Origin of the sequence: Aeromicrobium sp., assembly GCF_037719875.1 — a bacterium.
GTDB lineage: Bacteria > Actinomycetota > Actinomycetes > Propionibacteriales > Nocardioidaceae > Aeromicrobium.
This window is the reverse complement of record NZ_JBBJMJ010000016.1, coordinates 17,422-44,042: the sequence shown is the minus strand read 5'-3', so window position 1 is coordinate 44,042 and position 26,621 is coordinate 17,422. Positions and strand designations below refer to the sequence as shown.

General features: G+C 66.7%; 26 protein-coding genes and 1 tRNA gene. 12 read left to right on the top strand and 15 right to left on the bottom strand.

The window, feature by feature from the left end; all coding sequences use genetic code 11:
- The first annotated feature begins 26 nt into the window (after positions 1 to 26).
- A complete protein-coding gene (locus WKF39_RS13655; RefSeq protein WP_340389324.1) occupies positions 27 to 227 on the top strand; it encodes a DUF5703 family protein in 201 nt (66 codons plus the stop codon).
- Here WKF39_RS13655 and WKF39_RS13650 read toward each other — a convergent pair.
- Entirely contained in the window at positions 224 to 1,516 is a 1,293-nt protein-coding gene (locus WKF39_RS13650; RefSeq protein WP_340389321.1) for a M20/M25/M40 family metallo-hydrolase, read from the bottom strand. The genes WKF39_RS13655 and WKF39_RS13650 overlap by 4 nt on opposite strands.
- Before the next feature lie 203 nt (positions 1,517 to 1,719).
- Positions 1,720 to 2,115, bottom strand: a complete 396-nt coding sequence (locus tag WKF39_RS13645; RefSeq protein ID WP_340389319.1) for an SRPBCC family protein — start codon at positions 2,113 to 2,115, stop codon at positions 1,720 to 1,722.
- Positions 2,116 to 2,130: 15 nt separating this feature from the next.
- Between WKF39_RS13645 and WKF39_RS13640 the strand changes: the two genes are divergently transcribed.
- The 3 genes from WKF39_RS13640 to WKF39_RS13630 all read left to right on the top strand — a co-directional run bounded on the left by WKF39_RS13640 (position 2,131) and on the right by WKF39_RS13630 (position 5,958).
- Positions 2,131 to 3,012, top strand: a complete 882-nt coding sequence (locus WKF39_RS13640) for a MoxR family ATPase (RefSeq protein WP_340389317.1) — start codon at positions 2,131 to 2,133, stop codon at positions 3,010 to 3,012.
- Positions 3,009 to 4,424 (top strand): VWA domain-containing protein, encoded by a 1,416-nt coding sequence (locus WKF39_RS13635; protein ID WP_340389315.1) that lies wholly within the window; start codon positions 3,009 to 3,011, stop codon positions 4,422 to 4,424. Before WKF39_RS13640 ends, WKF39_RS13635 begins: the two co-directional genes overlap by 4 nt.
- A 79-nt stretch (positions 4,425 to 4,503) precedes the next feature.
- Entirely contained in the window at positions 4,504 to 5,958 is a 1,455-nt protein-coding gene (locus WKF39_RS13630; RefSeq protein WP_340389313.1) for a glycoside hydrolase family 16 protein, read from the top strand.
- Here the strand turns inward: WKF39_RS13630 and WKF39_RS13625 are convergent.
- From WKF39_RS13625 to WKF39_RS13615, 3 genes are read right to left on the bottom strand one after another with little or no spacing between them, the layout of a single operon-like run.
- Positions 5,940 to 6,488: a hypothetical protein gene (locus WKF39_RS13625; RefSeq protein ID WP_340389311.1), complete on the bottom strand. Its 549-nt coding sequence runs from the start codon at positions 6,486 to 6,488 to the stop codon at positions 5,940 to 5,942. The genes WKF39_RS13630 and WKF39_RS13625 overlap by 19 nt on opposite strands.
- A gap of 29 nt (positions 6,489 to 6,517) precedes the next feature.
- On the bottom strand, positions 6,518 to 7,501 hold the full coding sequence (locus WKF39_RS13620) for a nitronate monooxygenase (RefSeq protein ID WP_340389309.1): 984 nt from the start codon (positions 7,499 to 7,501) through the stop codon (positions 6,518 to 6,520).
- Positions 7,498 to 8,259, bottom strand: coding sequence for a 3-hydroxyacyl-CoA dehydrogenase (locus tag WKF39_RS13615; RefSeq protein ID WP_340389307.1), 762 nt, complete (start codon positions 8,257 to 8,259; stop codon positions 7,498 to 7,500). The genes WKF39_RS13620 and WKF39_RS13615 overlap by 4 nt, the downstream gene beginning before the upstream one ends.
- A gap of 157 nt (positions 8,260 to 8,416) precedes the next feature.
- On the opposite strand from WKF39_RS13615, the gene WKF39_RS13610 reads away from it, so the two are divergent.
- Positions 8,417 to 9,232, top strand: coding sequence for a phosphatase PAP2 family protein (locus WKF39_RS13610; protein ID WP_340389305.1), 816 nt, complete (start codon positions 8,417 to 8,419; stop codon positions 9,230 to 9,232).
- Between the two features lie 4 nt (positions 9,233 to 9,236).
- Here WKF39_RS13610 and WKF39_RS13605 read toward each other — a convergent pair whose 3' ends face one another.
- A complete protein-coding gene (locus WKF39_RS13605; protein ID WP_340389303.1) occupies positions 9,237 to 9,470 on the bottom strand; it encodes a hypothetical protein in 234 nt (77 codons plus the stop codon).
- Positions 9,471 to 9,633: 163 nt separating this feature from the next.
- On the opposite strand from WKF39_RS13605, the gene WKF39_RS13600 reads away from it, so the two are divergent.
- Positions 9,634 to 10,089 (top strand): hypothetical protein, encoded by a 456-nt coding sequence (locus WKF39_RS13600; RefSeq protein WP_340389301.1) that lies wholly within the window; start codon positions 9,634 to 9,636, stop codon positions 10,087 to 10,089.
- Between the two features lie 15 nt (positions 10,090 to 10,104).
- Here WKF39_RS13600 and WKF39_RS13595 read toward each other — a convergent pair whose 3' ends face one another.
- Together WKF39_RS13595 and WKF39_RS13590 are read right to left on the bottom strand one after the other, a co-directional pair.
- The gene (locus tag WKF39_RS13595) at positions 10,105 to 10,281 is read right to left on the bottom strand and encodes a zf-HC2 domain-containing protein (protein ID WP_340389299.1); all 177 of its coding nucleotides are present in this window, start codon (positions 10,279 to 10,281) and stop codon (positions 10,105 to 10,107) included.
- Positions 10,282 to 10,378: 97 nt separating this feature from the next.
- Complete coding sequence (locus WKF39_RS13590; protein ID WP_340389297.1) at positions 10,379 to 12,526, bottom strand: DEAD/DEAH box helicase; 2,148 nt, start codon at positions 12,524 to 12,526, stop codon at positions 10,379 to 10,381.
- Positions 12,527 to 12,848: 322 nt separating this feature from the next.
- Between WKF39_RS13590 and WKF39_RS13585 the strand changes: the two genes are divergently transcribed.
- Both WKF39_RS13585 and WKF39_RS13580 read left to right on the top strand, forming a co-directional pair.
- Positions 12,849 to 14,282, top strand: a complete 1,434-nt coding sequence (locus tag WKF39_RS13585) for a serine/threonine-protein kinase (protein WP_340389295.1) — start codon at positions 12,849 to 12,851, stop codon at positions 14,280 to 14,282.
- 135 nt (positions 14,283 to 14,417) lie between these two features.
- A complete protein-coding gene (locus tag WKF39_RS13580) occupies positions 14,418 to 15,500 on the top strand; it encodes an alkene reductase (RefSeq protein WP_340389293.1) in 1,083 nt (360 codons plus the stop codon).
- 43 nt (positions 15,501 to 15,543) lie between these two features.
- Here the strand turns inward: WKF39_RS13580 and WKF39_RS13575 are convergent, their stop codons facing one another.
- From WKF39_RS13575 to WKF39_RS13560, 4 genes are all read right to left on the bottom strand, one after another.
- Complete coding sequence (locus tag WKF39_RS13575; protein ID WP_340389291.1) at positions 15,544 to 15,885, bottom strand: hypothetical protein; 342 nt, start codon at positions 15,883 to 15,885, stop codon at positions 15,544 to 15,546.
- A gap of 138 nt (positions 15,886 to 16,023) precedes the next feature.
- Positions 16,024 to 16,902, bottom strand: a complete 879-nt coding sequence (locus WKF39_RS13570; protein ID WP_340389289.1) for an alpha/beta fold hydrolase — start codon at positions 16,900 to 16,902, stop codon at positions 16,024 to 16,026.
- Positions 16,903 to 17,104: 202 nt separating this feature from the next.
- Positions 17,105 to 17,189: transfer RNA gene (locus WKF39_RS13565), tRNA-Leu, on the bottom strand.
- Between the two features lie 484 nt (positions 17,190 to 17,673).
- Complete coding sequence (locus WKF39_RS13560) at positions 17,674 to 18,951, bottom strand: DUF445 domain-containing protein (protein ID WP_340389287.1); 1,278 nt, start codon at positions 18,949 to 18,951, stop codon at positions 17,674 to 17,676.
- Between the two features lie 51 nt (positions 18,952 to 19,002).
- On the opposite strand from WKF39_RS13560, the gene WKF39_RS13555 reads away from it, so the two are divergent.
- Genes WKF39_RS13555 through hrpA form a run of 3 tightly spaced genes read left to right on the top strand, consistent with a single transcriptional unit; the run spans position 19,003 to position 24,248 of the window.
- A complete protein-coding gene (locus tag WKF39_RS13555) occupies positions 19,003 to 19,899 on the top strand; it encodes a neutral zinc metallopeptidase (RefSeq protein ID WP_340389285.1) in 897 nt (298 codons plus the stop codon).
- Positions 19,900 to 19,902: 3 nt separating this feature from the next.
- The gene (locus WKF39_RS13550) at positions 19,903 to 20,652 is read left to right on the top strand and encodes a CPBP family intramembrane glutamic endopeptidase (protein WP_340389283.1); all 750 of its coding nucleotides are present in this window, start codon (positions 19,903 to 19,905) and stop codon (positions 20,650 to 20,652) included.
- The gene (gene hrpA / locus WKF39_RS13545; RefSeq protein ID WP_340389281.1) at positions 20,649 to 24,248 is read left to right on the top strand and encodes an ATP-dependent RNA helicase HrpA; all 3,600 of its coding nucleotides are present in this window, start codon (positions 20,649 to 20,651) and stop codon (positions 24,246 to 24,248) included. The genes WKF39_RS13550 and hrpA overlap by 4 nt, the downstream gene beginning before the upstream one ends.
- Positions 24,249 to 24,381: 133 nt before the next feature.
- Here hrpA and WKF39_RS13540 read toward each other — a convergent pair whose 3' ends face one another.
- Entirely contained in the window at positions 24,382 to 24,741 is a 360-nt protein-coding gene (locus WKF39_RS13540; protein WP_340389279.1) for an FKBP-type peptidyl-prolyl cis-trans isomerase, read from the bottom strand.
- Between the two features lie 42 nt (positions 24,742 to 24,783).
- Here WKF39_RS13540 and WKF39_RS13535 point away from each other — a divergent pair, with 42 nt between their 5' ends.
- A complete protein-coding gene (locus WKF39_RS13535) occupies positions 24,784 to 25,830 on the top strand; it encodes a zinc-binding dehydrogenase (protein WP_340389277.1) in 1,047 nt (348 codons plus the stop codon).
- On the opposite strand, the gene WKF39_RS13530 is transcribed toward WKF39_RS13535, so the two are convergent.
- A complete protein-coding gene (locus WKF39_RS13530) occupies positions 25,808 to 26,140 on the bottom strand; it encodes a DUF952 domain-containing protein (RefSeq protein WP_340389275.1) in 333 nt (110 codons plus the stop codon). The genes WKF39_RS13535 and WKF39_RS13530 overlap by 23 nt on opposite strands.
- Positions 26,137 to 26,586 carry a MarR family transcriptional regulator gene (locus WKF39_RS13525; protein ID WP_340389273.1) on the bottom strand — a complete coding sequence of 150 codons (450 nt, stop codon included), beginning with the start codon at positions 26,584 to 26,586 and terminating at the stop codon, positions 26,137 to 26,139. Before WKF39_RS13525 ends, WKF39_RS13530 begins: the two co-directional genes overlap by 4 nt.
- Positions 26,587 to 26,621: the final 35 nt, after the last annotated feature.

The window sequence follows — 26,621 nt, the reverse complement described above, 5'->3', positions numbered from 1 at the left end:
GGCAGCACACGATGAGAGGTGAATCGATGATCGAGTACGAGTTCTGGAACCTCACGATCGACCGCACCAAGTCACGGACAGCGGTGTGCCGCATGCTGACCGATGCGGCCGAGTATCAGGGTTGGGAGCTCGACCGATTGCGCAAGGACGGCACCGGTCAGCGGACCGTCGTCCTGCGCCGCAAGATCATCCGTATGCGCAGCACGCTCTACGGCTGGCCCAGCTAGAGCTGATCCAAGAATGTGTCGAAGACGCGTGCCCCGAACTCGAGGGCATCGACCGGCACCCGCTCGTCGACGCCGTGGAACAACGCGGTGAAGTCGAGGTCGCCCGGCAACCGCAGCGGTGTGAATCCGTAGGACGTGATCCCGATCTTGTGCCATGCCTTGGCATCGGTGCCCCCCGACATCAGGAATGGCGCGATGTGCGCCTCGGGATCCTGGCTGTGCAGCGCCACGGTCATGGCGTCGACGAGATCGCCCTCGAACGCATATTCCAGGGCAGCGTCGCTGATGTAGGGCTCGACCGTGACGTGCTGGCCGACGATCTCGCGGATCGTGGGTATGAAGGTGTCGGCGTGGCCGGGAAGATAGCGGCCATCGACATAGGCGACGGCCTCGCCCGGGATCACATTGTGCTTGTATCCGGCTTGCAGCATCGTCGCATTGGTCGTGTTGCGCATGCCAGCACCGATCATGCGGACGGCGGGGCCGAACAGGTCCAACAACTCATCGGAGGAGCCCTCCTCACCGGTCAGCTCGCGGACCTTGGCGAGCAGTATCTCCATCGACGGTCCGGGCTCCGCGGGCCACGGGTGCTCACCCAGCGCGATGAGAGCACGGGAGAGGTGGGTGAGGGCGTTGTCGTTGTTGCGCATCGACCCGTGCCCCGCCGTGCCGTGCGCGCGCAGTCGCATCCAGGCGATGCCCTTCTCGCCGGACTCGATCAGATAGAGCCGCTTGCCGCCGACCTCGGTGGAGAAGCCGCCGACCTCGCCGATCGCTTCGGTGCAACCCTCGAACAGGTCGGGATGGTGCTCGACGAGCCAGTGTGCCCCAAGGACCCCGCCGGCCTCTTCGTCGGCGGTGAAGACCAGGGTGATCGGCCGGTCGGGGATGACTCCGGCTCGCTGGCGCGCCCGCACGACCGACAGGAGCATCGCGTCGAAGTCCTTCATGTCGACCGCGCCGCGGCCGAACAGGTAGCCGTCGATGACTTCTGCGGCAAACGGGTCGACCTTCCAGTCGCTGCCCTGCGCCGGCACCACGTCGAGGTGCCCGTGGATCAGCAGTCCGGGTTTCGCCGAGTCCTGGTTGCCCCACCGGGCGACGACGCTGGCGCGACCTGTCCGCGACTCGAAGATCGCTGACTCGATTCCGACCTCCGCGAGGGAGGCGGAGACATACTCGGCGGCCCCGCGCTCCCCCGGTCCCGAATCGTCCCCGTAGTTGGAGGTGTCGATCCGGATCAGGTCACGGCAGATCTCGAGCGCTTCGGATTCCGGCGAGTAGCCCATGCCGCGATCCTACGGCCCTCTTCACCTAGGAGATCGTGCGCCGGTAGGCCGCCATGGCGAAGACGTAGGCGACGACGAGGACGCCGACGCACCACGCAGGGCGATCCAGATGTCGTTGCCGACATCGCGCTCAGCGAACCGGTCCTGGGTCATGTTGACGATTTCGAGGTGACCGGCCGATTCTCGGCTCGACCCGGGCACACCTACGCGAGCAACCCGTCGACGACCCGGGAGAACAGCTTTGCGCTCGACACCCTGGTGAGTCCGTCGAGTGCCCGGGGCATCCCCCGCACGTCGATCTGCTCACGCCAGGTCACTCGGCTGCCCGGTCCATGGGGCTCAACCCTGAGCTCGGCCCAACCGGTGACCAGTCGTCCGCGCTTCTCCAGACGGCAGAACGACGGCTCCTGCCACTCGACGATCTCCATCGGATCGTCGAAACCGACGGGCCCGAGACCGGTCCGGGCGACGAATCCGGTCGCGGTCCGGCTGATGCGGGTCAGGGGAACGAACCGTCCATGACGCTCCCAGTCGGTCAGCCGGAGCCACGACTCCTCGGGGGTCAGACGCACCTCGCGCGCGATCTCGATCAGGGCCACGGCATCATCGTAGACATGCGCACCATGCCGTTCACCTCGATCACCGACGTCAAGGACAAGCTCGCCTCGGCGGGTTATCTCGCGTCAGACGCCGTGGCGACCACGGTCTTCCTCGCCAGCGAGCTGGGCAAGCCACTGCTTGTCGAGGGTCCGGCCGGCGTCGGCAAGACCGCCCTGTCGAGTGCCGTGGCGCAGGCCTGCGGAGCCGAGCTCGTACGTCTGCAGTGCTACGAGGGCGTCGATGAGGCGCGGGCCATCTATGAGTGGAACCACGCCAAGCAGCTGCTGCGCATCACCGCGGGCCGCGACGAGACCTGGGACGAGGCGCGCAACGACATCTTCAGCGAGGAGTTCCTGCTTGCCCGACCGCTCCTGACCGCGATCCGCAACGACGGCCCGACCGTCTTGCTGATCGACGAGACGGACAAGGCCGACGTCGAGATCGAGGGTCTGCTGCTGGAAGTCCTGGGAGACTTCCAGATCACGGTTCCTGAGCTCGGTACGATCACCGCCACAAGCCGTCCGTTCGTCGTCCTGACATCCAATGCGACCCGCGAGCTGTCCGAGGCGCTGCGGCGCCGTTGCTTGTTCCTGCACATCGACTTCCCCGATGCTGATCTCGAGCAGCAGATCGTACGACTCAAGGTGCCCGAACTCGACGCAACGCTCGGCGACTCCCTCGTCCGCGTCATCAACGCACTGCGGGCCATGCCGCTGCGCAAGGCCCCGTCGGTCTCCGAGACCATCGACTGGGCTCGCACGCTCGTTGCCCTCGGTGCCGACATCCTGGACGACGACATCGTCAAGGAGAGTCTCGGCGTGATCCTCAAGCACCAGGATGACCTGGCCAAGGCCTCGGCGCGGCTCGACCTCGACGAGGTGCTGGGCGCCCCATGACCGCGCCGCCGGAGCAGGACCTCGCGGGGCGGCTCGTGGAGTTCGTCGCGGCCCTGCGCAGCAAGGGCATACCGGCCGGCACGAGCGAGACGGTGGATGCCGCAGCCGTCGTGCAGGTCCTCGGCATGAGTGATCGATCGCAGCTCCGGGAGGGGCTCGCCTCCGCACTGGTGCGACGTGGCGGTCAGCGCGATGTGTTCGACATGACCTTCGATCTCTATTTTCCCGCCGGCGTCGGTGTGCCCGAGGCGGCTCGTGCGATGGCCCAGGACTTCGACATCGAGGACCTCCGAGACCTGTTGGCCATGGCTCTCGCCGAGGAGGACCTGCGCACCCTCGAGCAGGTTGCTGAGCTGGCGGTCGACCTGTTGGGGCAGGTCGGCACGGAGGGGACCGCGACCGGCGGATGGTCGGCCTACCAGACGCTTGAGCGGCTGCGTCCCCAGACGCTCCTCGTGCAGGCGCTGCAGCAGCGTGGGCAGGGTGGCGGCGGGCAAGGCCAGGGCCGATCCCAGGGCGGTGGATCGGGAGGCGGCAGCGAGTTCACCGATCGGCTCGAGCGCGATGAGGTCCGACAGAACGTCGATCGTTTCCGGGCCCTGGTCGCGACCGAGGCGCGTCGGCGGACGGCGGAGCTGCGCGGACGTGACACCGTCACCCGCCATGCCGTGCGCACCGGCACCGACCGCATCGACTTCCTCAGCGCCAACAAGCAACAGCTCGAGGAGCTCGGACGGATCGTCCGGCCGCTGTCACGCAAGCTCGCGACTCGTCTTGCCGCGCGCCGACGAAAGGCCAACCGGGGCCGCATCGACATCCGCCGGACCCTGCGGCGCTCGATGTCGACCGGCGGGGTGCCGATGCACCCGGTCCACGCGAAGCCACATCCGTCCCGTCCCGAGCTCGTGCTGATGTGCGATGTCTCCGGATCGGTCTCCGGGTTCTCGAGCTTCACGATGCATCTGGTCCAGGCGCTCAGCGGGCAGTTCAGCAAGGTCCGGGTCTATGCCTTCGTCAACGCGATGGCCGAGGTCACCGATCTGGTCAAGGACGGCGGTGACGACCTGGCCGGTCGCATCGCCCGCGAGGCGCACATCACCAAGTGGCACACCAGCAGCGACTACGGCGAAGCCTTTGCCGACTTCCACGCCGAGCACATGACCGCTGTCGGACCTCGCACGGCGGTGCTGATCCTCGGGGATGCGCGGAACAACAACCAAGATCCCAACCTCGCGGCGCTCCATGAGATCAACCAGCGCGCGCGGCGTACCTTCTGGCTCAACCCGGAGCACTCGATGCGGTGGGGCCTCGGCGACTCGATCGCCCCCACGTATGCCGAGATCGTCGAGATGCATGAGTGCTGCAATGTTGATCAGCTGACCAAGTTCATCACGCGTCTTCTGCCCGTGTGAGGCGCGAGTGACAGGATGGAACTCGTGTGACGAGTGTCCAAACCGCCCCAGACGCGGCCATGTGGCCTACCGTGTGTGAATGCACGAGCATTCGGGGATCCGGCTGGGCCGTCGCGTGACACCTCCCACGGTCAGCGTTGTTGTGGTGGCGGCCTTGGCAGCTGGACTGGTGGGAGCGCCCGCCGAGGCCGAGCTGCCGCCGCCATCGATCAAGGTGGCCATCATCGGACCCGAGACCGGCACCCCTCGCTGGTCCAGCTCGGCCAATGCGACATTCCGTCAGACGACGGTGGGCGACGGTATCAAGGTGGGTGAGCTGAGACCACGCAGCAGCATTGGGCGAAAGACCATTCGCATGGGGTCGCCCGTCTCCTCTGCATCGATCGCCGAGGCCGGCTCGACGATCCGGGTCTCCGCCAGGTTCAGCACCTCCGAATCGCGCGGCAAAGTCGCGCTGCGGGTGTTGGAGGTCAGCGATGGCCGGGTCGTCAGTCAGGGCTCGACATACTTTCGGCCGACCACGTCGAGCTGGCGCAACTCCTCGGTGAGCCACACGACAACGATGGCTGGCAGCCAGATCAAGGTCTACTCCCACATCGAGGGGGTGAGCCGGCGTCACTACCTGCGCATCAAGGACGTCGCGGTGACCTCGACTCCCCCGCCCCCGCCGCCACCGCCCTATACGCCCGTCGCCTGCGAGGACATCGACTACGCCGATCCGGCCCAGGGGAAGTTGACCTTCGCCGATGAGTTCAGCGGTTCGACGATCAACAGGGACGCGTGGCGCGTGCGTGACGACACCTTCCTCAACCAGGATCAGGCCTACATCACCAAGGAGAACGTCAGCGTCCACGACGGCATGCTCGACATCGTGGGCAAGCGGATGCAAGAGAGCGAGTGGCAGGTCAACCCCAACGCGATCTATGAACGCAACAAGACTCGTGACTACTCCACGGGTTACATCGACTCGATCGATGACGCCGGATATGGCAACGCGGCCGGCGACAGGTTCGGGCAGAAGTACGGCTACTTCGAGGTCAGAGCCTGGGTGCCGAGCACCAGCACGATGTCACGTGGCATCTGGCCGGCATTCTGGTTGCGGGCTGACGACCGCCTCGGCGAGATCGATCCGCTGGAGTCCTACGGTGCGCCGACGATCAGGAACTTCGACCCCTCCCCGTCCTACGAGTGGAACTCCTGGGAAGACACCAGCCAGCAGTCGAGCACCGAGCACACCCAAGGCCGCGCGCACCCCAACCTGGACAACGACCCGATCTGGAAGGGCTGGCACCGCTACGGTGTCAACTGGTCGCCGACCTGCCTGCGCTACACCTATGACGGGGAGACAGTCGGCGAGGTTCCGCTGTCGTCCAAGCCCTACTTCACCGGCTACTCGTTCGACGACACGTTCCACCTCAGGATCAACCTCCAGGTCGGCACCAACTACTGGGGCTGGGCGGACCCGGCCCACACCAAGCCGGAGTTCCACTACCTGGTCGACTACGTGAGGGTCTATCAGGGCAACGGCAACTGAGCGCGGCGCAGGGCGATCAGCAAGGCCGCCCAGCCCGCGGCAATGGCGAGCATCGACAACACTCCGCCGGGCCAGTAGACGTGCTCCTCCATGAATCCGTAGCTGCCGGCCAACAACAGCACCGTGCCGGGCGCACCTTTGGCACCGACGATCCGCAGCACACATCCACATGCCAGAGCGTTGGCGCCGATCAACGCGACCGAACCGACCTGGCCCAAGTCACCGGCAAGCCCGAACACCACACCGAGGCCACCCTCGCGGGCGTCCTTGAGGCCGCCGGCGCCGATGCCGGCCAGCACGTCGAGTGCGGAGTAGAAACACGCATAGACGAAGCCGAGCAGCAGCGAGACTCGGCCCCACGCGCGGTCTATCGAGCGGGTGACGAGCCAGGGTCCGAGGGCGACCAGGGGAAAGAGCGGCAGCAGCACGACATGCAGGTTTCGCCACAAGATCGCGTCTTCGAACGTCAGGCGGGCCGGGTGGGCGATGCCAACCAGCGCGATGAGGACGGGCGGGACGATCGCTGCCACGATGACCCATCGGTCTGGTGGTCGCACGATCAGGCCACCACGACTGCCGCCAGCTTGCCGGTGATGAGCTCCACAGCCTCGGCGACCATGCGCTCGACGAGCGCCCCGGCCGCCGGGATGTCGTCGATGAGCCCCTGGCAGGTGCCGACACTCCAGATGCCAGCCTCGGGATCGCCGTTCTCGTAGACCGTCTTGCCGCGTGCGCCGGAGACCAAATCCTTGATCTGGTCGAATTGGCCCCCGTCGTTGAGAATCTCGACGACCTCACGGCTGACCGTGTTGCTGGCCACGCGCGCAGTGTTGCGGAGCGTACGGAAGATCAGCTCGGTGTCCCGCTCGGTGGAGTCGACGATCGCCTGCTTGATGTTCTGGTGGATCGGCGACTCCTCCGTGCACATGAAGCGGGTGCCCATGTTGACGCCATCGGCGCCGAGAGCCAGGGCCGCCACGAGGCCGCGCGCGTCGGCAAAGCCGCCGGACGCGATCATCGGGATCGTGATGTGCTTGGCCGCTGCAGGGATCAGTACGAGGCCCGGGATGTCGTCCTCACCGGGGTGACCGGCGCATTCGAAACCGTCGATGCTGATGCCGTCGACGCCCAGGCCCTGCGCCTTGACCGCGTGCCGGACGCTGGTGCACTTGTGCAGCACCTTGATCCCGGCTGCGTGGAACTGTGGCAGGTGAGGTCCGGGATTGGATCCGGCCGTCTCCACGATCGTGACGCCGGACTCGACGATGACCTGACGATATTCGTCGTAGGGAGGCGGGGTGATCGCGGGCAGGATCGTGAGGTTGATGCCGAATGGCTTGTCGGTGAGGTCGCGTGTGCGCGCGATCTCCTTGACCAGGTCCTCCGGCGTGGGTTGGGTCAGCGCCGTGATCATGCCCAGCGCGCCGGCGTTGGCGACCGCCGCCACGAGCTCTGCACGACCGACCCACTGCATGCCGCCCTGGACGATCGGGTGCTCGATGCCGAACGTCTCGGTGAACTTCGTCCTCAACGTCGCGCTCATCGTGGTGCCATCCGGATGGCACCATCGAGCCGGATGACTTCACCGTTGAGCATGGGGTTGGCGACGATGTGTGCAGCCAGCGCGCCATACTCGCTGGGCTCCCCCAGCCGGGAGGGATGCGGCACCTGCTGCCCGAGCGAGGCCTTGGCGTCGTCCGGCAGGGAGGCGAGCAGAGGCGTGTTGAACAGGCCTGGGGCGATCGTCACGACCCGGATGCCGAGCGATGCGAGGTCACGGGCGATCGGCAGGGTCATGGCGACGATCCCACCCTTGGACGCGGAGTAGGCGGCCTGCCCGATCTGACCGTCGAATGCGGCGACCGACGCGGTGTTGATGATGACTCCACGCTCCTCGCCGAGGGGCTCGAGCTTAGCCATCCGGGTCGCGCCGAGCCGAAGGACGTTGAAGGAGCCGATCAGATTGATGTCGATGACCCGCTTGAACGCGTCGAGCGGGAAGGGGCCCTTCTTGCCGGTTGTCTTGGCGGCGTTGCCGACGCCGGCGCAGTTGACGACGACCCGCAGGTCACCGAGCTCAGCGGCGATGTCGAGGGCAGCGTTGACGGCATCCTCGTCGCGCACGTCGCCGGCCGAAAAGCGTACGGACTCGCCGAGACGCGCTGCGACCTCCTCGCCCGGTGAGCCGGGGAGGTCGATGATCACAGCCTTGGCTCCCGCGGCCACGAGGGCCTCGACCGTGGCCAGGCCGAGGCCGGAGGCGCCACCTGTCACGAGTGCTGAGGAGTTGTGCACGTCCATGGAGAGTCCTTCGCTGCTGATGATTGGTCACGACCGGGGCGTGGGTCGGTCCGGACACTATCCGGTCAGGGCTGACTGTTTGACGAGTATCCCCCAGATCAACTCACTCCGGTCCGTAGGATCGAGCCGTGAACCCTGAGCGAACGGCCACGCTCGCGTGAGCTGGGCAACCTGGGAACAGGCAGCGGCCGCATCGCTGCTGAGTGCCCTTGCAGCGCTGATCCTGCGGGCGGCCCGGCCGAGCCGAGTGCGCGACGCGATCAGCCCCGGTCTGCGGGAGCTCGCGTTGATCTCGGCTCTCTACGCCGTGTGGAGGCTGGCTCGTCAGCTGCCCTTGACGCACGAGAGCGGTGCCCTGGAGCGGGCTCGTCGAATCGACGACTTCCAACAGATCCTGCACCTGCCGACAGAGATCTCGATGCAGCACTTCGTGATTCGCCATGACACGTGGGCGGCGATCACCAACGACTACTACGCCACCTTGCACGTGCCGGGACTGATCGTGTTCATGGTGTGGCTGTTCGTCCGACACCGCGATCATTATGCGCACTGGCGCAACGGGCTGGCCGGGCTGACCGCGTTCTGCCTGGTTATCCGGTTTGTTCGGGTGGCCCCTCCGCGGTTCGTTCAGGAGCTCGGCTTCGTTGACCTGTCCGCCACACACGGATTCGACGTCTATGGCGACGTGGGCACGGGCATCTCCGATCAGTTCGCGGCGATGCCCTCGATCCACGTCGGCTGGGCGGCGGTGGTCGCGCTGGGAGTGTTCGCGACCAGCACCAGCAGGTGGCGTTGGGTGATCGTGCTCCACCTGCCGCTCACGATCTTCGTCGTTGCCGCGACGAGCCATCACTGGTGGATGGACGGCGTCGTGGCGATTGGGCTGCTCTACATCTCTCTCGCTGTTGACACACGTGTGCGTCAGCAGGTGGCTCGACGCCGCGACCCCGTCCCGGTGCCGGCCCACGCCTGAGCCTTCAGCGAAGCGTCAGCTCGAAGTCGGCCCGTTGGCCAATCGCCTCGGCGTAGGCAGTGATCTCCTCAGCCGAGAGCACGACACCGATCTTGTCGACGGACTTCTCGACCTCCGGGCGCACGGTGTCGCGGTCGAACCCGGAGAAGCTCTGACGCAACGCCTGGTCTGCGGCTTCGAGGCTGCGTGCTTGCTCGCCCAGCTCCGCTGCCCCGTCCACCTTCACCGTCAGCCGCATCCCACGAGCCTAGGTGTGCCTGCACCGGGCTGCACGCCGATATGTCAGGCGGGGGTGACCGGGTGCGGCGCCCTTGTCGAGAGTGCATAGGTTTGGCCGCCCCACACGGACCGGTTCTGGGCCACTGTGGACCTGAGAGCAACTCGACAGGAGCGCGACGAACATGAAGCTACTGGTGGATCCACGTGGAAGTCGTGTCCTGGCAGTCTTCGATCACTACGGGAGTGAGCTGCACCTGATGGCGAGGATCCTCACCGACGACCAGGAGCTCGCCGAGCGGGTGGTCATCCAGGCGATCGCTGCGCATCACTCCGGACCCTGTACGTTGCGCCAGCTCTCTGCTGCCGTCTACGTCGCCTGGGCAGCGTGGGGACCCCACCCTCGTACGTCCGCCAGCCTGGCGCCTGTCGATGACTCCGCGGCCGAAGCGCAGCTGTATGAGTTCCATGGCCTCCAGGACGACCAGAGGGCAGCACTGGGCCTCTGCAGGTTCGGCGGGCACACCTATCGTCAGGCGGCTCTCGTGATGGGCCTGCCGGCAGACCACGTCGCCGAGCTGCTCTGCGCGGCGATGCGCAATCTGGCACGTCCGCGTTCGATGCCGGCCCGTATCGCCTGAATTGGATCGAGCGTCTCAGTCCGACGGGCGTTCGACCTCACCGAAGCGCCTGGCCGTCTCCCGGAACTCAGCGAGCTCCGCCTGACACAAGGTGCAAGCCTCCAGATGAGCCGTGAACTGTGCCCGGTCGGCGCGGCCCAACGCATCCAGCGCATAGGCACCCAGCAGCGCATGCGGGTGTTCGGCGGTCATCATCAGGTCCCGGTCGTCGGCGCGGCGTTCTCTGCCTGTGGTTCGAGACCGGACGCCAGCGCGGATGGGTCGCTGAGCCGACCAGTTGCTAAGCCGGTCAGGCCTCGGTTGAGCCGGAACCGGACTCTGCGGCCGACAGCGCCTCGGTCAGCAGTGCGACCAGGGCCTCGAGCTGCATGTCGGAGGACATCGAGATCTCGTCGTCCGAGCCGTCGAGCGCTCTCGCTGCAAGACCGGCCTTGCTGTCGAGGAGCTCCACGATCTTGGTGTCGATGGTCTGGGAGGCGATGATGCGCCAGGCGGTGACCGGCTCGTCCTGACCGATCCGGTGGACCCGGTCGATGGCCTGTGACTGTTCGGCGTCGGTCCACGAGAGCTCAGCCAGCACGACGTTCGACGCCACCTGCAGGTTGATGCCCACGCCGGCGGCGGACAGCGAGCAGACCACGACCGAGACGTCGGGATCGTTGACGAAGGCGTCGATGTTCTGTTGACGGGCCTTGGGGGTCTGGTCGCCGCGGATCGATGAGAAGCGGATGCCGCGCCGCTTGAATGTGTCCTCGGCGACATCCATGACGTCGATGTGCTTGGCGAAGAACACGACCTTGCCGACGCTGTGGGCCAGCTGCGCGGTGTAGTCGGCAGCGAGCCCGGCCTTGGCCTGACCGATGCGGCGCATCATGCTGAACACGTTCTCGTCGGTCTTGCTCGAGCTGTCGTCGCGTTCCCACCCGGCGACCCGGCGTACGAGCTCATGGTCGATGCCCTCGACAGTGACGCCGGACGTGCGGGTCTCGAGCGCGCGTTGGTAACGCGACATGAGGCGCTTGGCGAGCTGGCGCTCGGCCTCGCGGATCGATCGGCCGGCCTCGTCCTCGAGCTCGACCGGGATGTCGGCGATGCGTCGTGCAGGGATGTCCGCAGCGACGTCGATCTTGCGACGACGTACGACGCCGAGGTCGATGACTCGTGAGCGGGCCGCGGCATAGAAGCCCGAATCGATCGGCGTCAGCCCGGTGTCCTCGAGCGAGTGCATCAGCTCAGCGCGGGGCTTCTTGTCGTCGATCCAGCCCAGGAACTGCCAGATCGCCCGGAAGTCGTCAATGTCGTTGATCAGGGGTGTGCCGGTCAGCGCCATCAGCAAGGGGCGGGCTGTGCGGGCGCGGATGCGCTCGGACAGCTGGAGCACGTGCTGTGAGCGTTGGGAGGACTTGTTCTTGATGAAGTGCGCCTCGTCGAGCACCATGCCGCGGAAGCCGAGGTCGCCCAGCCAGCCGACGTGCCGGTCGAGCACCTCGTAGTTGACGATGACGATGTCGGCGAAGCCGTCGATCGTGTCGCCGTTGCCGTGGATCACCGTCGTCGACCGGTGGGGTGTCCAGAGATCGGCCTCGCGAGCCCAGTTGGTCTTGACGACGTTGGGCACCACGACCAGCAGAGGGTAGGCATTGGCGACCTGCGCCGCGAGCAGAGCCTGTGCTGTCTTGCCCAGACCGGGTTCGTCGGCAAGCAGGAAGGTCCGGTGCCCATCCTCGGCCGAGGCGATGAGCTGGCCCTGGTGGCGCATCAGCTCGAGGTCGTCGGGCACCCGGGTCTCGGAAGGCTCCGGGAGGTCCATGCACGCCTTGGACCCGCCGGCGGCACGCTCGAAGGCCGAGAACAGTGGACCCAGGAGCTCCCACGTCGCGAGGCGCTGTGACTGCGGCTTCGCCGACGCTGCGGCGGCGAAGTCCGGGGTGAGGAACGGGTTGGCCAGCTGGCGCGAGACGACTGATTGCGGCACGACCCGGCGTTCGGGCGGCGCCGGGATTGCGGCGTCCTCACTGACGGTCTCCGGCTCGGAGGTCGGCTCGAGGCCCGCCGCCTGCAACATATCGCTCTTGAGCGAGACCGCCGCGTCGGAGACCTCGGCGTCTTCGGCGAGCAGTGAGAGCAACGTGGTGTCGCGGGCGGCTGTCTGCGCCAGGATCGTCCCGATCCCGTCGAGGCGTTTGAGCTGCTCGGTGCGGTGCGCCTCCGTGCTGGTCGAATCGGCCCTCACGCGAATGCGTTCCTCACGGGCCAACAGGGCGACGACCTGGAACTTGGTGCGCGTTGAGGGTGACACCCGTCCGCGCTGCGCGCCGGCCTCGACCTCGCGTACGGCGCGGGCGAGCACCGACATGATCCCGTCGTTGCCACCTCGAGCGCGTCGCTGGGGCGCGGAACGAGTCGTCCCCGACTGCCGCTGGCCTCTTCTGGCCACGTCTTCCTCCTCATCAGTGCCCGGCACTTGGTCGGGCGATGCTGCAACGCCCACTCGGCGTGGACCGGGCGGCGTCGTGAGACGTCGAGCGGGACCGGGCCTGGGGCCACTCCCCGACGACTCATGCAACCGATCGACTAGGTGATCGGCACGGTGCAACTCCCGCTCCGCGGACTCTTCGGACCTTCAGTCCGATGCCACGAGACGATCGGCGGGGTTCGTACGCTGTCCACTGTAGCGCTCGCAGGGCCCGGTTGCGCGGAGCGATCATGCGTTCTTACCAGCGACAGCCTAAGTTTGGTCCTTGACAACAGGAGGCGTGATGCTCGCGGACAGGTATGAGGTCCGCCACGAGATAGGTCGTGGCGGCATGGGGATGGTGTGGCTGGGCCACGACTCCGTGCTGGGCCGAACCGTCGCGATCAAGCAGATCGGCATGGTCGCAGGCGGTGGCGCGCCCGATCTCGATCGCGCCGAGCGTGAGGCGCGGCTTGCTGCCCGCGTCAACCATCAGAACGTCGTCGCGGTCTATGACCTCGTCTTCGACGACGGGCACCAGTGGTTGGTCATGGAGTATGTCGACGGCCCCACGTTGGCCGGACTGATCGCCGAGCGTGGGGCGCTGGGGATCGAGGACGTCGCCCCCGTGGTCGAGCAGGTTGCCGGAGCGCTGGCCGCCGCTCACGAGCACGGCATCGTGCACCGCGACGTCAAGCCGTCCAACATCCTGCTGACCCGTGAGGGCATCGCCAAGCTGTCGGACTTCGGCATCGCCCGCGCCCACGCGGATGCCGCTCTCACCCAGACCGGCCTCGTCACCGGCTCGGCCGCCTACCTCTCCCCCGAGATCGTCACGGGGCGCACAGCATCGGCCGCGAGCGACGTGTGGTCCCTCGGCGCCACGGTCTTCCACGCCCTGGCCGGCCGGCCGCCCTATGAGGCGGGCGAGAACCTGATCGGCGCGATGTATCGCATCGTCCACGACGAACCTCCACGGCTGGAGGGAGGTGGGCGACTCGCGCCCCTCGTCGAGGCCATGATGCAGCGCGACCCCGAGGACAGGCCGACGATGGCAGAGGTCGAGGGGGCGTTCACCGAGTCGCCTCTTTCTCCCCTCCCCCTGGCGACAGCCGCGGCCGACCTCGCCCTCGAGGCGACGCAGGGGTTCACCCCGTTCACTGACCACGCGGAGCCCGCTCCTACGGCGGCGTTCGCGCCGATGGAGACCCCCGCCGCCCCGACGAGGCCCGTACGCACTCCTGCCGGAGGCCGTCGCGACACCGGCCCTCGCGATCGCAACAGCCGGAGGCTGTGGCTTGCTGGTGCAGCGGCGGCGGCCATCATCGCCGTGGTCGCGTTTGCCCTCGGCGCAGGTGGTGAGGATCCTGCCACCGACGCGCCACGGGCCGGATCAGATGCGAGCCAGCCGACGTCGGCTCCCCCGGATCAAGAAGCCACGGCGAAGATCCTCGAGGGGTTCGCGGCCGACTACCTGACCGCGGCGAGCAATGACCCCGATGCCGGGTTCGCGATGCTCACCCCCGACTACCAGCAGGAGAGCGGCGGGATCGAGGGATACAGGGGGTTCTGGAGTGGCGTGAGTGATCTCGACGTCAAGACGCTGCAAGGCGACCCTGAGACGCTCACGGTGTCCTACACATACGAGTACGAGTACCAGGGCGAACGTCGCGCCGAGGACGTCACCCTGCAGCTCGAGGAGTCCGACGAGAGCTTCCTCATCGCCGGCACGGCCTGACCTGGCCCAGCCTGACCCGGCTTGGGGCGATGTCAGGTTGTTCACACCCGTCCTTGGGAATGGTGGTCGGCAGCCGACGTTGACTCATGAGTCGCTCGCCCACAGGCAGCGCTTTCGCAACGTCGAGGAGTACAGATGTCTACAGTGTTCGAGCCGATCAAGGTCGGTACGTGGGATCTTCCGCAACGCTTCGTGATGGCTCCGCTCACGCGCAATCGAGCGGGCGAGCACCAGGTCCCCCGTGATATCGCCGCGACCTACTACGCCCAGCGCGCCGGTGCCGGCCTGATCATCACCGAAGGCACCCAGCCGAGCGCCGTCGGACAGGGATACCTCAACACCCCGGGGATCCACTCCCCAGAGCAGATTGCCGGCTGGCGAGAGGCCGCACATGCCGTTCACGACAAGGGCGGCCACCTCGTGGTTCAGCTCATGCATGTTGGTCGCATCGCGCACCCCGACAACAAGGGCGGGCTCGAGACCGTCGCGCCCAGCGCGATCAGCGCCCCCGGCAAGATGATCACTGCCGACGGGCCGGTCGACCATGTCGTCCCACGCGCACTCGCGACAGAAGAGATCCCCGCCATCGTCGAAGACTTCGTCAGCGCCGCTCGCAGCGCTGTCGAAGCAGGACTCGACGGGGTCGAGATCCACGCCGCCAACGGTTACCTGCTCCACCAGTTCCTCGCACCGTCGTCCAATCAGCGCACGGACGAGTTCGGCGGCTCTCCGGAGAACCGTGCACGGCTGACCCTGGAGGTCGCGACCAGTGTGGCCGAGGCGATCGGCGGTGACCGCGTCGGCATCCGCATCTCCCCCGCCCACAACATCCAAGGCGTGCTGGAAGAGGACCCGGCGGACACCGCGGCCACTTACGGGCACCTGGTTGACGGACTCGCACCACTCGGCCTGGCATATCTCAGCGTCCTCGCCGATCCCACGTCGGACCTCGTGCAAGACCTCCGCGCCCGGTTCGGCGGCATCCTGATCGCAAACACGGGATTTTCCAAGGTCACCGACCTGGACGAGGTAGAGGAAATCATTGACGGAGGATTCGCCGACATCGTCGCTGTGGGCCGCCCCTTCCTCGCCAATCCGGACCTCGCGGTCCGCTGGCGCAACGGTGCCGAGGTCAACGAGCCGGACGGAGACACCTTCTATGGCGGCGGGACCAAGGGTTACACCGACTACCCGACCCTCGATGAGGCAACGGCCTAGGCGTGCTGTCGGGCGATCTCAGGAACCCGACCGGCTGCGGCCGCTAGCCAGATTGCGGGCCGAGAGACTCAGGGCCAGGTGTCGGGGCGGGCTCCTTGAGCTCCACGAAAATGGCACGTGTCGGCGTATCGCCGATGTTCTCCCCGTGGTGCACTTGGGCCGAGAGCCAGCCGACGCTTCCTGCCTCCATCTCCACGTCCCGTTGAATGTCACCTGACACGAGACGGCGCCGGAACGACGACAGGGTGTACATGACGCTCTCGGGATGCTCGTGAGGCGTCGTCCGATCGCCCGGCGTGTCGTTGTACTCAAGGACTCGAACCCGCTCGTTCTCGAAGATGACCGCGTAGTGATCGGGATTGGTGAAGACAGGATCCAGACTCATGTACGAAGGATGGCAGGCGCTCACCGCGCACGGTCACCGTTCCACGAGAATGCCAGCCGTCAGGCCCGGAGCTGATCGATGAGCGGCTGGTCGAGGCGCTCCTTGCACCGGCTGCCCAGGGCCGAAAAGAAAAGGGGGTCAGTCTGCGGCCGCGGCAGGCCTGTCCTTCGACCCGTCTGAAGCGATGAACTCGCGCAGCACGCGCGCGAAGCGGTCCGGGTCATCAAGGTGCGGGAAGTGCCCCGCGCCCTGGAACAGCTCGACGCGGCAGTCGGGGAGCGCACGCCCCACGCTGAGTGCGTGGGAGACCGGGATCATCCGATCCTTGGAGCCCCACACGATCAGTGTCGGGATGGGCAGCGCGCCCTCCAGGTGGTCGTGAGCGCTGATGCTCTGCCCGCCGATGTCGATGACAGCACGGGTGGTGGCGAGGAAGGCGCGCCGACTTTCACCGTCGCCGAGCGAGCTGAAGCCCCGCCAGATCGCGTCGATGTCTGCGCCTGGTCGCCAGCCGACCTTCGTCGCACCACGACCCAGCGCCTCGACGCGTGAGAGGACGGGTGCGGAGGCGAGGACACTGAGAACCTGCGCGGCACCGGGCAGGGTTGCCGAGCGCAGGACCAGGTTCACCTCACGTCCCAGGCCGCCACTGGCAACCAGGACGAGACGATCAACCCGCTCGGGGAAGAGGTAGAAGAACTGCATCGCGATGCCGCCGCCGAGCGAGTGCCCCACGAGCGTCACACGCTCGATCCCGAGGTGATCGAGGAGATCGCGCATGGCCGCCGCGTGCGCGCTGAGCGAATAGTCCCCCAGCGGCTTGGCGGACTCGCCGTGACCGAAGAGGTCGGGTACGAGAACCCGGTGGTTGTCATCCATCTTGTCGACCAGGTGAGCCCACTGCCGTTGCGACCCGAGGATCCCGTGGATGAAGAGCACGACCGGGCCGGAGCCGCTGTCGACGTAGGAGAGGTCGTGGCCGTGGAGCACGACGTTGTGCGGAGCCATGCGCGTCATGGTGGTCATCCTTGAACTGGTCGTTTCGCCGGGCACGCCCAAAGTACCCTCTACGCCCGGAACCCGACGACGCTCCCGGCTCCGCCGATGACCCTCTGTGGGCCGGCATCCGCTCCCACTACCGCGACAGCTGCGGCCTGCCGCCGCGGGCCTGGACACGACGAAGGCCGGAACCTTGACGGTGCCGGCCCTTGCCTTCTTGTGTCCGAGGGGGGACTTGAACCCCCACGCCCCTTACAGGGCACTAGCACCTCAAGCTAGCGCGTCTACCATTCCGCCACCCGGACATCGCTCCGTCAGGAGCGGGATGCAGCACTGAACTTTAGCAAACCCCGACTGGCTATCCGAATCGGGTGCGGGGGTGTGACGACTCTCCCATCGCGGGGCACTGGCACTCCGCGGAATTAGTTGCCACAATTAGTCGAGGCCCCGGAAAGTATGAGTTTCCGGGGCCTCATTGTGATCGAGCGTGATGGTCTCTCTCATCCAGAATCCTTCTTCTCTCCCGCCTGCCACATCACTGACCGGCTGCCTTTGACTTGCGTCGCGGGCCATGGGATCGAATCTGGATTCTTTCCCGCTCTCCCGAAGGAGTGCGTAGGTCATTTGTATGCCCCCGCCGTGGGGGCGCGCAAGGGCTTTTCCGAAGTTTCTGGGCTATTTGCGGTGAACGGGACGGTTACCCACAGAGTGACCCAGGTCACCCACAAGACATCCGCTGTTATGCACATGTTTTCCACACGACCGGGCGATCCGACGTGTCGGGATGCGTCAGAGAAGCGCCGAGATGGCGTGGATCGTGACGCCGGCCAGCCCACCGACGACGGTGCCGTTGATGCGGATGAACTGCAGATCGCGACCGACATGCAGCTCGATCCGCTCGGCGGTCTCCTTGCCGTCCCAACGCTTGACCGTGGCGGAGATGATCGTGGCCACCTCGCTGCCGTAGTGGTTGACGGCGTATGCCGCGACGTCCGAGACGGTCGAGTCAATGCGCTGGCTGAGCGTGGGATCGTCGATCAGGCGCTGCCCGAAGGCCTCGATCTCCTCGAGGGCGCGGCGACGCAGCAGGCCGGTCTCGTCGCCGAGCGATCCGATCAGGGCACGTCGCAGCGCATCCCACAGCTGCACCGACGTGGCACTCAGTCGGGGTTGCGACAGCATGCGCTCCTTGAGCCGCTCGAATCGGACACGGGTGTCCGGGTCGGTCTGCAGGTCCCTGGCCAGTTCGGCGAGCCACTTGTTGAGCGCAATCCGGGCGTTGTGCTCGGGCGTCCGGCCGATCTCGGTGATCCACTCGACTGCCTGCTCGTGGACCCAGGTGGCGACGCGCTTGTCGACCCACTGAGGCGTCCATGACGGAGCGCGGTTCTCGATCAGCGCAGCGACCTCGACCTCGTTGTGTGCGAGCCACCGCGCCAGCTCGTCGAGCGCCAAGTCAACGAGTCCGCGGTGCGCGTCATCATGTAAGACCTCCTCGAGCAGCTGACCCACCACGGGGCTGAGCTCTTCGTCCTTGAGCCGCGGGATCAGCGCCTCCTCGATGACCGCCGCCACGTCGCTCTCCTTGACGTGGCGCAGTGCGTCGGCGAGCACGCGCGAGCCTTCAGCCACCAGGCGCTCGCTGTGGCCGTCGGAAACGAGCCACTCCCCCACGCGACGACTGACACCGGCGGTCTGTATGCGCTCCCGCACGACGTCCTCGCGCAGGAAGTTGTCGGTCACGAACTCCTGGAGGCTCTCGCCGAGCGACTCCTTGCGGTTGGGGATGATCGCGGTGTGCGGGATCGGCAGACCGAGCGGATGGCGGAACAGCGCGGTGACGGCGAACCAGTCGGCGATCGCACCGACCATGGCGGCCTCGGCGCCGGCGTTGACATAGTCGACCCACCCCTCCTGCTCACGGGTCAGGAGATAGACCACGGCGGCGAGGACCAGCAGTGAAAGCGCCAGCGCCCGCATGCGACGCAGGCCCTTGAGACGTGCCTGGTCCCCGGCCGAGAGGCCCTCCGGCATCTGGAAGCTTGCGCTGGCATCTGTCGAGGTCACGGCACGAGACTAACGGCGAGCGCACGCCTGCGCCCTGCGTACACTCTGGGCATGAGTTTCAACGAGGGCGCCTCCCTCGACACGAGTCAGGTGACCGGCGGCGGCGGAGTGCGCGGCGGAGCGGTGATCGGCGGCGGTGCAGGCACCATCATCCTGCTGATCTTGGGCCTCATCTTCGGGCAGGACCTGACCGGCGGATCCGCGAGTCCGTTCGACACCACGCAGATCCAGCCGGGCGGCGAGACCTCCCAGACCGACTTCTCCCAGTGCAAGACCGGGGCCGACGCCAACCGCGACGTGACCTGTCGCATCATCGGCACGGTCAACAGCGTTCAGGACTACTGGACCGATGCCCTTCCGGCCGATGTGCAACGGCAGTATCAAGAAGCCAAGACCGTGATCTACTCCGGCTCGACGCAGTCCGCCTGTGGCGCGGCATCCAATGCCACCGGCCCGTTCTACTGCCCCTCCGACCAGCGCATCTACATCGACGCGAGCTTCTTCGACGAGCTCACGAGCCGCTTCGGTGCCGACGACGGCGCGCTGGCCCAGGAGTATGTCGTCGCGCACGAGTACGGGCACCACGTGGAGAATCTCCTGGGCTTTCTTGAGAAGGGCCAGGACGGCCAGACCGGCCCGCTCAGCGGCGGTGTCCGCATCGAGCTGATGGCCGACTGCATGGCCGGCGTCTGGGCCAATCACGCCTCTACGACCAAGGACGCCGACGGCAACACACTGCTCAAGCCACTGACCGACACCGATATCCAGTCGGCCCTGTCGGCGGCCTCTGCGGTCGGGGACGACCGTATCCAGAAGTCGTCTACCGGCCGGGTCAACCAGGAGTCCTGGACCCACGGCTCGAGCGAGTCACGTCAGCGCTGGTTCCTGGCCGGCTATGAGAGCGGCTCCGTCAACCGGTGCGACACCTTCAGCACCGACGACCTCTGATCGGTGAACGACGGCAAGCTGAAGGTCGAGATCTGGATCGTCCTCGGGCTGTCCTTGGGTGCGTCTGCGGTCTATTCCGTCGTCAGCCTGGCTGCCAAGCTGACCCAACCGGGTGGCCTGCGGCGATCCACGGCGACTCTGAACGGCTCCCAGAGCCCGCGCGAATGGCTCGACCTGACCTACCAGCTCCTCGGTCTGGGATTTGCGATCGTGCCCGTGGCGCTGGCGGTCTATCTCCTGACGCTTGACCGCAATCAGCCGCCGGTACGGGAGCGTCTCGGGCTGGACAAGGGGGATGCCTGGAGCAACATCGCCTGGGGGATGCTGCTGGCGGCGGTCATCGGCATACCGGGTCTCGGGCTCTACTTCGCGGGGCGCGCCATGGGCATCACCGCCGAGATCGTCACCAGTCCGCTCGACACCTACTGGTGGACGGTGCCCGTCCTGATCCTGGCAGCGGTCAAGAACGCAGTCGTCGAAGAGCTCATCGTCGTCGGCTATTTGATGACCCGCCTGCGCCAGCTGCGGTGGGGCGTGCCCGCAATCCTCGTCACGAGCGCGCTGCTGCGCGGCGCCTACCACCTCTACCAAGGGTTCGGTCAGGCCGTCGGCAATGTCGTGATGGGGCTGATCTTCGGCTACTGGTTCCACCGCACGAACCGCGTCCTCCCTCTGGTGATCGCCCACACGATCCTCGACGTGTTCTCCTTCGTCGGCTACGCCGTTCTCCGCGACCACGTGAGCAACTTGTGAAGATCGCCTACAACGATGCACTGCCGATCGCTGCCCGGCACGACGACATCGCCGCCGCCATCAGCAAGCACCAGGTCGTCGTGGTGGCAGGTGAGACCGGATCCGGCAAGACCACCCAACTGCCCAAGATCGCCTACGAGCTGGGTCGCCGCAACATCGCGCACACTCAGCCTCGCCGCATCGCGGCGCGATCGGTGGCCAAGCGGATCGCGGAGGAGTGCGACGTCGAGCTGGGCGCCGAGGTCGGGTATGCGGTCCGGTTCGACGACCAGAGCGGCCCTGACACCGCGATCAAGCTGGTCACGGACGGACTGCTGCTGGCCGAGCTCCAGCGCGATCGGATGCTGTCGCGGTACGACACGATCATCATCGACGAGGCACATGAGCGCTCCCTGGCGATCGACTTCCTGCTGGGCTATCTCAAACAGCTTCTCCCCCGCAGGCCCGACCTCAAGGTCGTCATCACGTCGGCGACGATCGATGTCGATCGATTCGCGCAGATGTTCGACGCGCCGGTCATCGAGGTCAGTGGGCGCACCTACCCCGTCGAGATCCGTTATCGCCCGTTGGGCGAGTCCGGTGCGGACGACCAGCTAGACGCCATCGCCGCTGCGATCACCGAGCTGCCCCGTGATGGCGACATCCTCGTCTTCATGTCGGGTGAGCGCGAGATCCGCGATGCGACGGACTACCTGGTCGCGAAGCGATATCCCCGTACCGAGATCCTTCCGCTGTTCGGGCGCCTCGCGGCGGCCGACCAGCAGAAGATCTTCAGCGCGCACCCGGGCCGCCGGATCGTGCTGGCGACGAATGTCGCGGAGACCTCGTTGACCGTGCCTGGCATTCGGCACGTCATCGACCCCGGATTTGCGCGCATCTCCCGATTCAGCCAACGGCTCAAGGTGCAACGGCTGCCGATCGAGCCGATCTCGCAGGCGAGCGCGGCCCAGCGAGCCGGACGGTGCGGTCGTGTGGCCGACGGCATCTGCATCCGTCTCTACGCCGAGGAGGACTTCGACGGCCGCCCGGAGTTCACCGATCCGGAGATTCAGCGCACCAATCTCGCGTCAGTGCTCCTGCAGATGGCCTCCCTCGACCTCGGCGCGATCAAGGACTTTCCATTCCTCGACCCGCCGGACTCGCGTGCCGTCACTGATGGACTCAACCTGCTCTATGAGCTCGGCGCCCTGAGTGGCCATGGGGGTCATGGCGAGCGGCTCACCAAGCTCGGCCGCAAGATGTCGACGCTGCCGACCGATCCCCGCCTCGGCCGGATGGTCCTCGCCGCCGACCGGCTCGGCTGCCTCGCCGACGTGCTGGTCATCGTCTCGGCGATGTCGATCCAGGATCCGCGCGAACGTCCACTCGAGCACCAGCAGGCCGCCGATGAGAAACATCGCCGCTTCGTCGAGCCCGACTCGGACTTCCTGTCCTGGCTGACGCTCTGGAAGTACATCCGCGACCAGCGCGACACTCTCTCGAGCTCTGCGTTCCGCCGGATGTGCCGCGACGAATATCTGCACTACCTGCGAATCCGTGAGTGGCAGGACGTCCACTCGCAGCTGCGCCGGACCGCCAAGGAGCTCGGGATGAGGGCCGGCTCTCCCGGCGTTGACCCCGATCTCGTCCATCAGGCACTACTGACCGGACTGCTGTCCCACGTCGGGTTGCGCGAGCTCGACGGCCGCGAGTTCCTCGGCGCGCGCCAGGCGAAGTTCATGGTGTTCCCCGGCTCCGGCCTGGCCAGGAAGCCGCCGCGCATGGTCATGGTTGGCGAGCTCGTGGAGACCGGCCGACTGTGGGGGCGTACGGCCGCGAAGATCCACCCCGAATGGGTCGAGACCGCCGGCGAGCACCTGATCAATCGGTCATACAGCGAGCCGCACTGGTCGTCCAAGCGTGGCTCGGTCATGGCTCGCGAGAAGGTGCTGCTCTACGGCATCCCCATCATCGTCGATCGGCTCGTGCAGTATGGCCGGGTCGATCCCGTGGTGTCCCGCGACCTGTTCATCCGGCATGCGCTGGTGCAGGGCGAGTGGCGCACGCATCACCGGTTCTACGCCAAGAACAGGGAGATGATCGAGGGCGTCGAGGAGCTCGAGGAGCGACTGCGCCGACGCGACCTGCGAGTCGATGACGAGACTCTGTACACGTTCTACGACCAACGTGTGCCGGCCGACGTGGTCTCCACACGCCACTTCGACACGTGGTGGAAACGGACTCGTGTCGCCGAGCCGGATCTCTTGACGTTCGACCCGGCAATGTTGAGCCACGGCGCGCAGGATGCCGACGAGGAGTTCCCCCGTGAATGGCACTCCGACGGCGACGCATATCCGCTGACGTATGCCTTTGAGCCCGGGATGGACGATGACGGCGTGACGATCGATCTGCCGGTCGACAGGCTGCTCACGGTGGATGACCGGGCCTTCGACTGGCATGTGCCGGGGCACCGGCTCGAGCTCGTGACCGAGCTGATCCGCTCGCTGCCCAAGCGGTTGCGGCGGGAGTTCGTCCCAGCAGGCCAGTTCGCCCCTCGCCTCATCGACGCCATGGATGCCGGCGCCAACGACCTGAGCGGGGAGCTGGCCCGACAGATGCGGCTGTTGAACGGCACGGTCGTACGCCCCGAGGACTTCAACTTCGCTGCGCTCCCGGGCCATCTGCGAGTGACGTTCCGGGTCGTCGAGGACCGCGTCGAGCTGGCCCGCGGCAAGGACCTCAAGGCTCTCCGTGCCGAGCTGTCGAGCCACGTGCGAGCTGATCTGACCAAGGTGGCCCGCGAGGAGGAGCGGTCCGGGTTGCTGGGGTGGACCGTCGGCGAGATCGATCGCACCATCACCGCAGGTCAGGTCACGGGCTATCCAGTTCTCGTGGACGAAGGCACCTCGGTCGCGCTGCGTGTGCTCGACAGCGCCACCGAGCAAGCGGTCGCGATGGTCAAGGGTCAGGCGCGACTGCTGTCATTCGTTCTCGCGACCCCGGTCCCGCAGCTCGGCCGCGCCCTGGACCTGCGGGCCAAGCTGTTGCTGTCGACGGGACCGCATGCCGACGCGGCCGCAGTCATCGAGGAGTGCTGGCTGGCGGCCCTCGAGCCGATGATCAACCGCCACGGCGGTCCGGTCTGGGACGAGGAGTCATTCGACGCACTACGGGAGCTCGTGCGCGCGGAGGTATACGAGGAGACCGAGCAGGCCGTGCACGCCGTGATCGACGTGCTCCGGGCTCTGGGTGAGGTCACGCCGACCCCGCCGACCGAGGCCGGCGAGGATGTCCGTGTGCAGCTGTCGTGGCTCGTCTATCCCGGCTTCATCCGCGAGGCCGGGGTCACCCAGCTGCGCAGGCTGCCGCTCTATCTCGAGGCTGCTCGCAGACGGCTCTCAACCCCCCTGAGCGACGATCTGCTGCGGACCCAGGAGCTCGAGGCACGATTCCACGAGCGTACGGCCGGCCTGTCGGTATGGGCGCGGCTCGCCCCCGATGTGCAGCACGTGCGCTGGGCCCTGGAGGAGCTGCGACTGAGCCTGCTCGCGCAGAACCTGCGGACCGCATTTCCGGTCTCGGTCAAACGCGTCACGGCCCTCGTCGACGGATTGTGAGGTCCGGCGATTCACCGAACGGTTTACCACGGTCCCTAGGCAAACCGTTCATCTTCCCGCGGCAAGCGTCGTCCGCCCGAGGACAATCTCCCGCGGGCGGACGATAGTTGCGTAGGGACCGTGGTAAACCGCGTTAGACGCCGAGCAGGTCGATCACGAAGATCAAGGTCTTGCCGGAGAGGCGGTGTCCCCCACCGGCCGGTCCATAGGCGAGCTCCGGCGGGCACACGAGCTGGCGACGGCCACCGACCTTCATGCCGGGTATGCCCTGCTGCCAGCCGGCGATGAGCTGCGGGAGCGGGAACTTCGCGGACTTGCCGCGGTCCCACGACGCGTCGAACTGCTCACCGGTGTCGAACTCGACACCGACGTAGTGCACGTCGACGAGACCGCCGGGCACTGCCTCGGCGCCCTCGCCGACGATCAGGTCGGTGATCTGGAGCTCGGTGGGTGCGGGACCCTCGATGAAGTCGATTTCAGGCTTGTCAGTCATGCGAATGATCCTGTCACATGACCGCACTGCCACAATGAGCCCATGCGTGCCACCGTTCTCCATGCCCCCCGTGACATCCGCCTCGACGACGTCGACGACCCCCAGCTCCTGCACGACACCGACGCAGTCGTCCGTGTCGTTGCGGCATGCGTGTGTGGGTCGGACCTGTGGCCATACCGGGGTCTCCACCCCAACGCTGACGCGGTCCGGATCGGACATGAGTTCGTGGACATCGTCGAGCAGGTCGGCGCCGACGTCCGGGCCGTGCGGCCCGGCGATTTCGTGATTGCACCGTTCATGTACTCCGACAACACCTGCCTGCTGTGCCAGCACGGCGTCCACACCTCATGTGTGAACGGTGGGATCTGGGGTCGCCCGGATCGCCATGGCGTCGAGAACGATGGTGGTCAGGGCGAGCTCGTCCGGGTGCCACAGGCCGACGGCACCCTGATCGCGACTCCCGAGCAGCCCGACGAGAGCCTTGTGCCTCAGCTCCTCACGCTGTCCGATGTGTTCCCGACCGGCCACCACGCCGCGGTCGCCGCCGGAGTGACTGCCGGCAGCAATGTCGTGGTCGTGGGTGACGGAGCCGTGGGTCTAAGCGCCGTGCTGGCGGCAAAACGCCTGGGCGCCGCCTCGATCGTGGCGATGTCCCGTCATGCGGACCGCCAGGAGCTGGCTCGACAGTTCGGTGCGAACGAGATCGTGGCGGAGCGGGGCAAGGAGGGCGCCGCGCAGGTGCGCGAGATCTTCGACGGCATCGGAGCCGATCACGTCCTGGAATGCGTCGGCACCAAGGACAGCATGGCTCAGGCGATGCGCAGCGCACGACCCGGCGGCCGGATCGGATATGTCGGCATCCCCCACGATGCCGTCGTCGACCTGCCGTCGATGTTCGGGCGCAACATCGGCATCGCCGGTGGTGTTGCGCCGGTCCGCGCCTACATCGAGGAGCTGCTCCCCGGGATCCTGGACGGATCGACGCAACCCGGAGCTGTCTTCGATCTCTCGTTGCCGCTCGACCAGGTCGCCGAGGGCTACCGGGCGATGGACGAGCGCAGGGCCATCAAGACGATGTTGACCGTCTGAACGGTTCTGCGGTGACCACGGCTTCGACGTTCAGCGGCCCATAGATGTGCGGGAACGGGAGCGGTTCGCCCACGACCGAGTCGAGCTGCCACGGCGAGGTCAGCAGATCGGTGTCGATCGTCAGCAGCAGCAGCACCGGATCGGACACCTCGCGATAGAAGCGCTCGTGCACACCGTCGAGCTGCTCGGCCTGCGAGCAGTGGATGAAGCCGACGTCGGTCAGGTCGAGCCCGAGCGTCGAGACGGTGTACGTACCGGACTGCTGGGCCGCGTGCCAGGTGTCGGCGATCGCGAGGTGGAATATCTTCACGGCAGCCGTTCGGCGGCGTCGTTGAGACGAGTCAGGCTGCGGGCGAATGTCGTGACCTCGTCGTCGGTCCAGTCCGACAGGATCTCCGAGACCCTCCCGTGTGCCCGCTTGCGATAGGCCTGCACCTTGGCGAGGGTCTCGGGCTCGGCGACCAGCAGCTGCGCTCGCCCATCATCTGGGTCGGGTATGCGGGACACCAGGCCGATCTTCTCCAACGAAGCGACCGCCCGGCTCGCCGTCGACTTGTGCACCGCGAGACCCTCCGCGAGCTCGGATCCGCGGATCCCTTCGGGCGCGTCGCAGATCGCGATGAGGAACAGGAACATCCCATAGTCGAGCGACGGGTGGATCTCTGGCAGCTGCCGCAGCGAGCGGGCCCGCACCCGACGGATGAACCGGGTCAGCTCATAGTCGACATCGAGGTCCGCCGGGAGGTCACTGCTCATGGGTGAACCCTATCGACGGCCCACCCACACCTCGT

What these genes read in the sequence shown, in the direction of transcription:
- WKF39_RS13655 (WP_340389324.1), top strand. Translation starts at nt 27, where the DNA reads ATGATCGAGTACGAGTTCTGGAACCTCACGATCGACCGCACCAAGTCA.
- WKF39_RS13650 (WP_340389321.1), bottom strand. Translation starts at nt 1,516, where the DNA reads ATGGGCTACTCGCCGGAATCCGAAGCGCTCGAGATCTGCCGTGACCTG.
- WKF39_RS13640 (WP_340389317.1), top strand. Translation starts at nt 2,131, where the DNA reads ATGCGCACCATGCCGTTCACCTCGATCACCGACGTCAAGGACAAGCTC.
- WKF39_RS13635 (WP_340389315.1), top strand. Translation starts at nt 3,009, where the DNA reads ATGACCGCGCCGCCGGAGCAGGACCTCGCGGGGCGGCTCGTGGAGTTC.
- WKF39_RS13630 (WP_340389313.1), top strand. Translation starts at nt 4,504, where the DNA reads ATGCACGAGCATTCGGGGATCCGGCTGGGCCGTCGCGTGACACCTCCC.
- WKF39_RS13620 (WP_340389309.1), bottom strand. Translation starts at nt 7,501, where the DNA reads ATGAGCGCGACGTTGAGGACGAAGTTCACCGAGACGTTCGGCATCGAG.
- WKF39_RS13615 (WP_340389307.1), bottom strand. Translation starts at nt 8,259, where the DNA reads ATGGACGTGCACAACTCCTCAGCACTCGTGACAGGTGGCGCCTCCGGC.
- WKF39_RS13605 (WP_340389303.1), bottom strand. Translation starts at nt 9,470, where the DNA reads ATGCGGCTGACGGTGAAGGTGGACGGGGCAGCGGAGCTGGGCGAGCAA.
- WKF39_RS13600 (WP_340389301.1), top strand. Translation starts at nt 9,634, where the DNA reads ATGAAGCTACTGGTGGATCCACGTGGAAGTCGTGTCCTGGCAGTCTTC.
- WKF39_RS13595 (WP_340389299.1), bottom strand. Translation starts at nt 10,281, where the DNA reads ATGACCGCCGAACACCCGCATGCGCTGCTGGGTGCCTATGCGCTGGAT.
- WKF39_RS13585 (WP_340389295.1), top strand. Translation starts at nt 12,849, where the DNA reads ATGCTCGCGGACAGGTATGAGGTCCGCCACGAGATAGGTCGTGGCGGC.
- WKF39_RS13580 (WP_340389293.1), top strand. Translation starts at nt 14,418, where the DNA reads ATGTCTACAGTGTTCGAGCCGATCAAGGTCGGTACGTGGGATCTTCCG.
- WKF39_RS13575 (WP_340389291.1), bottom strand. Translation starts at nt 15,885, where the DNA reads ATGAGTCTGGATCCTGTCTTCACCAATCCCGATCACTACGCGGTCATC.
- WKF39_RS13570 (WP_340389289.1), bottom strand. Translation starts at nt 16,902, where the DNA reads ATGACGCGCATGGCTCCGCACAACGTCGTGCTCCACGGCCACGACCTC.
- WKF39_RS13555 (WP_340389285.1), top strand. Translation starts at nt 19,003, where the DNA reads ATGAGTTTCAACGAGGGCGCCTCCCTCGACACGAGTCAGGTGACCGGC.
- WKF39_RS13540 (WP_340389279.1), bottom strand. Translation starts at nt 24,741, where the DNA reads ATGACTGACAAGCCTGAAATCGACTTCATCGAGGGTCCCGCACCCACC.
- WKF39_RS13535 (WP_340389277.1), top strand. Translation starts at nt 24,784, where the DNA reads ATGCGTGCCACCGTTCTCCATGCCCCCCGTGACATCCGCCTCGACGAC.
- WKF39_RS13525 (WP_340389273.1), bottom strand. Translation starts at nt 26,586, where the DNA reads ATGAGCAGTGACCTCCCGGCGGACCTCGATGTCGACTATGAGCTGACC.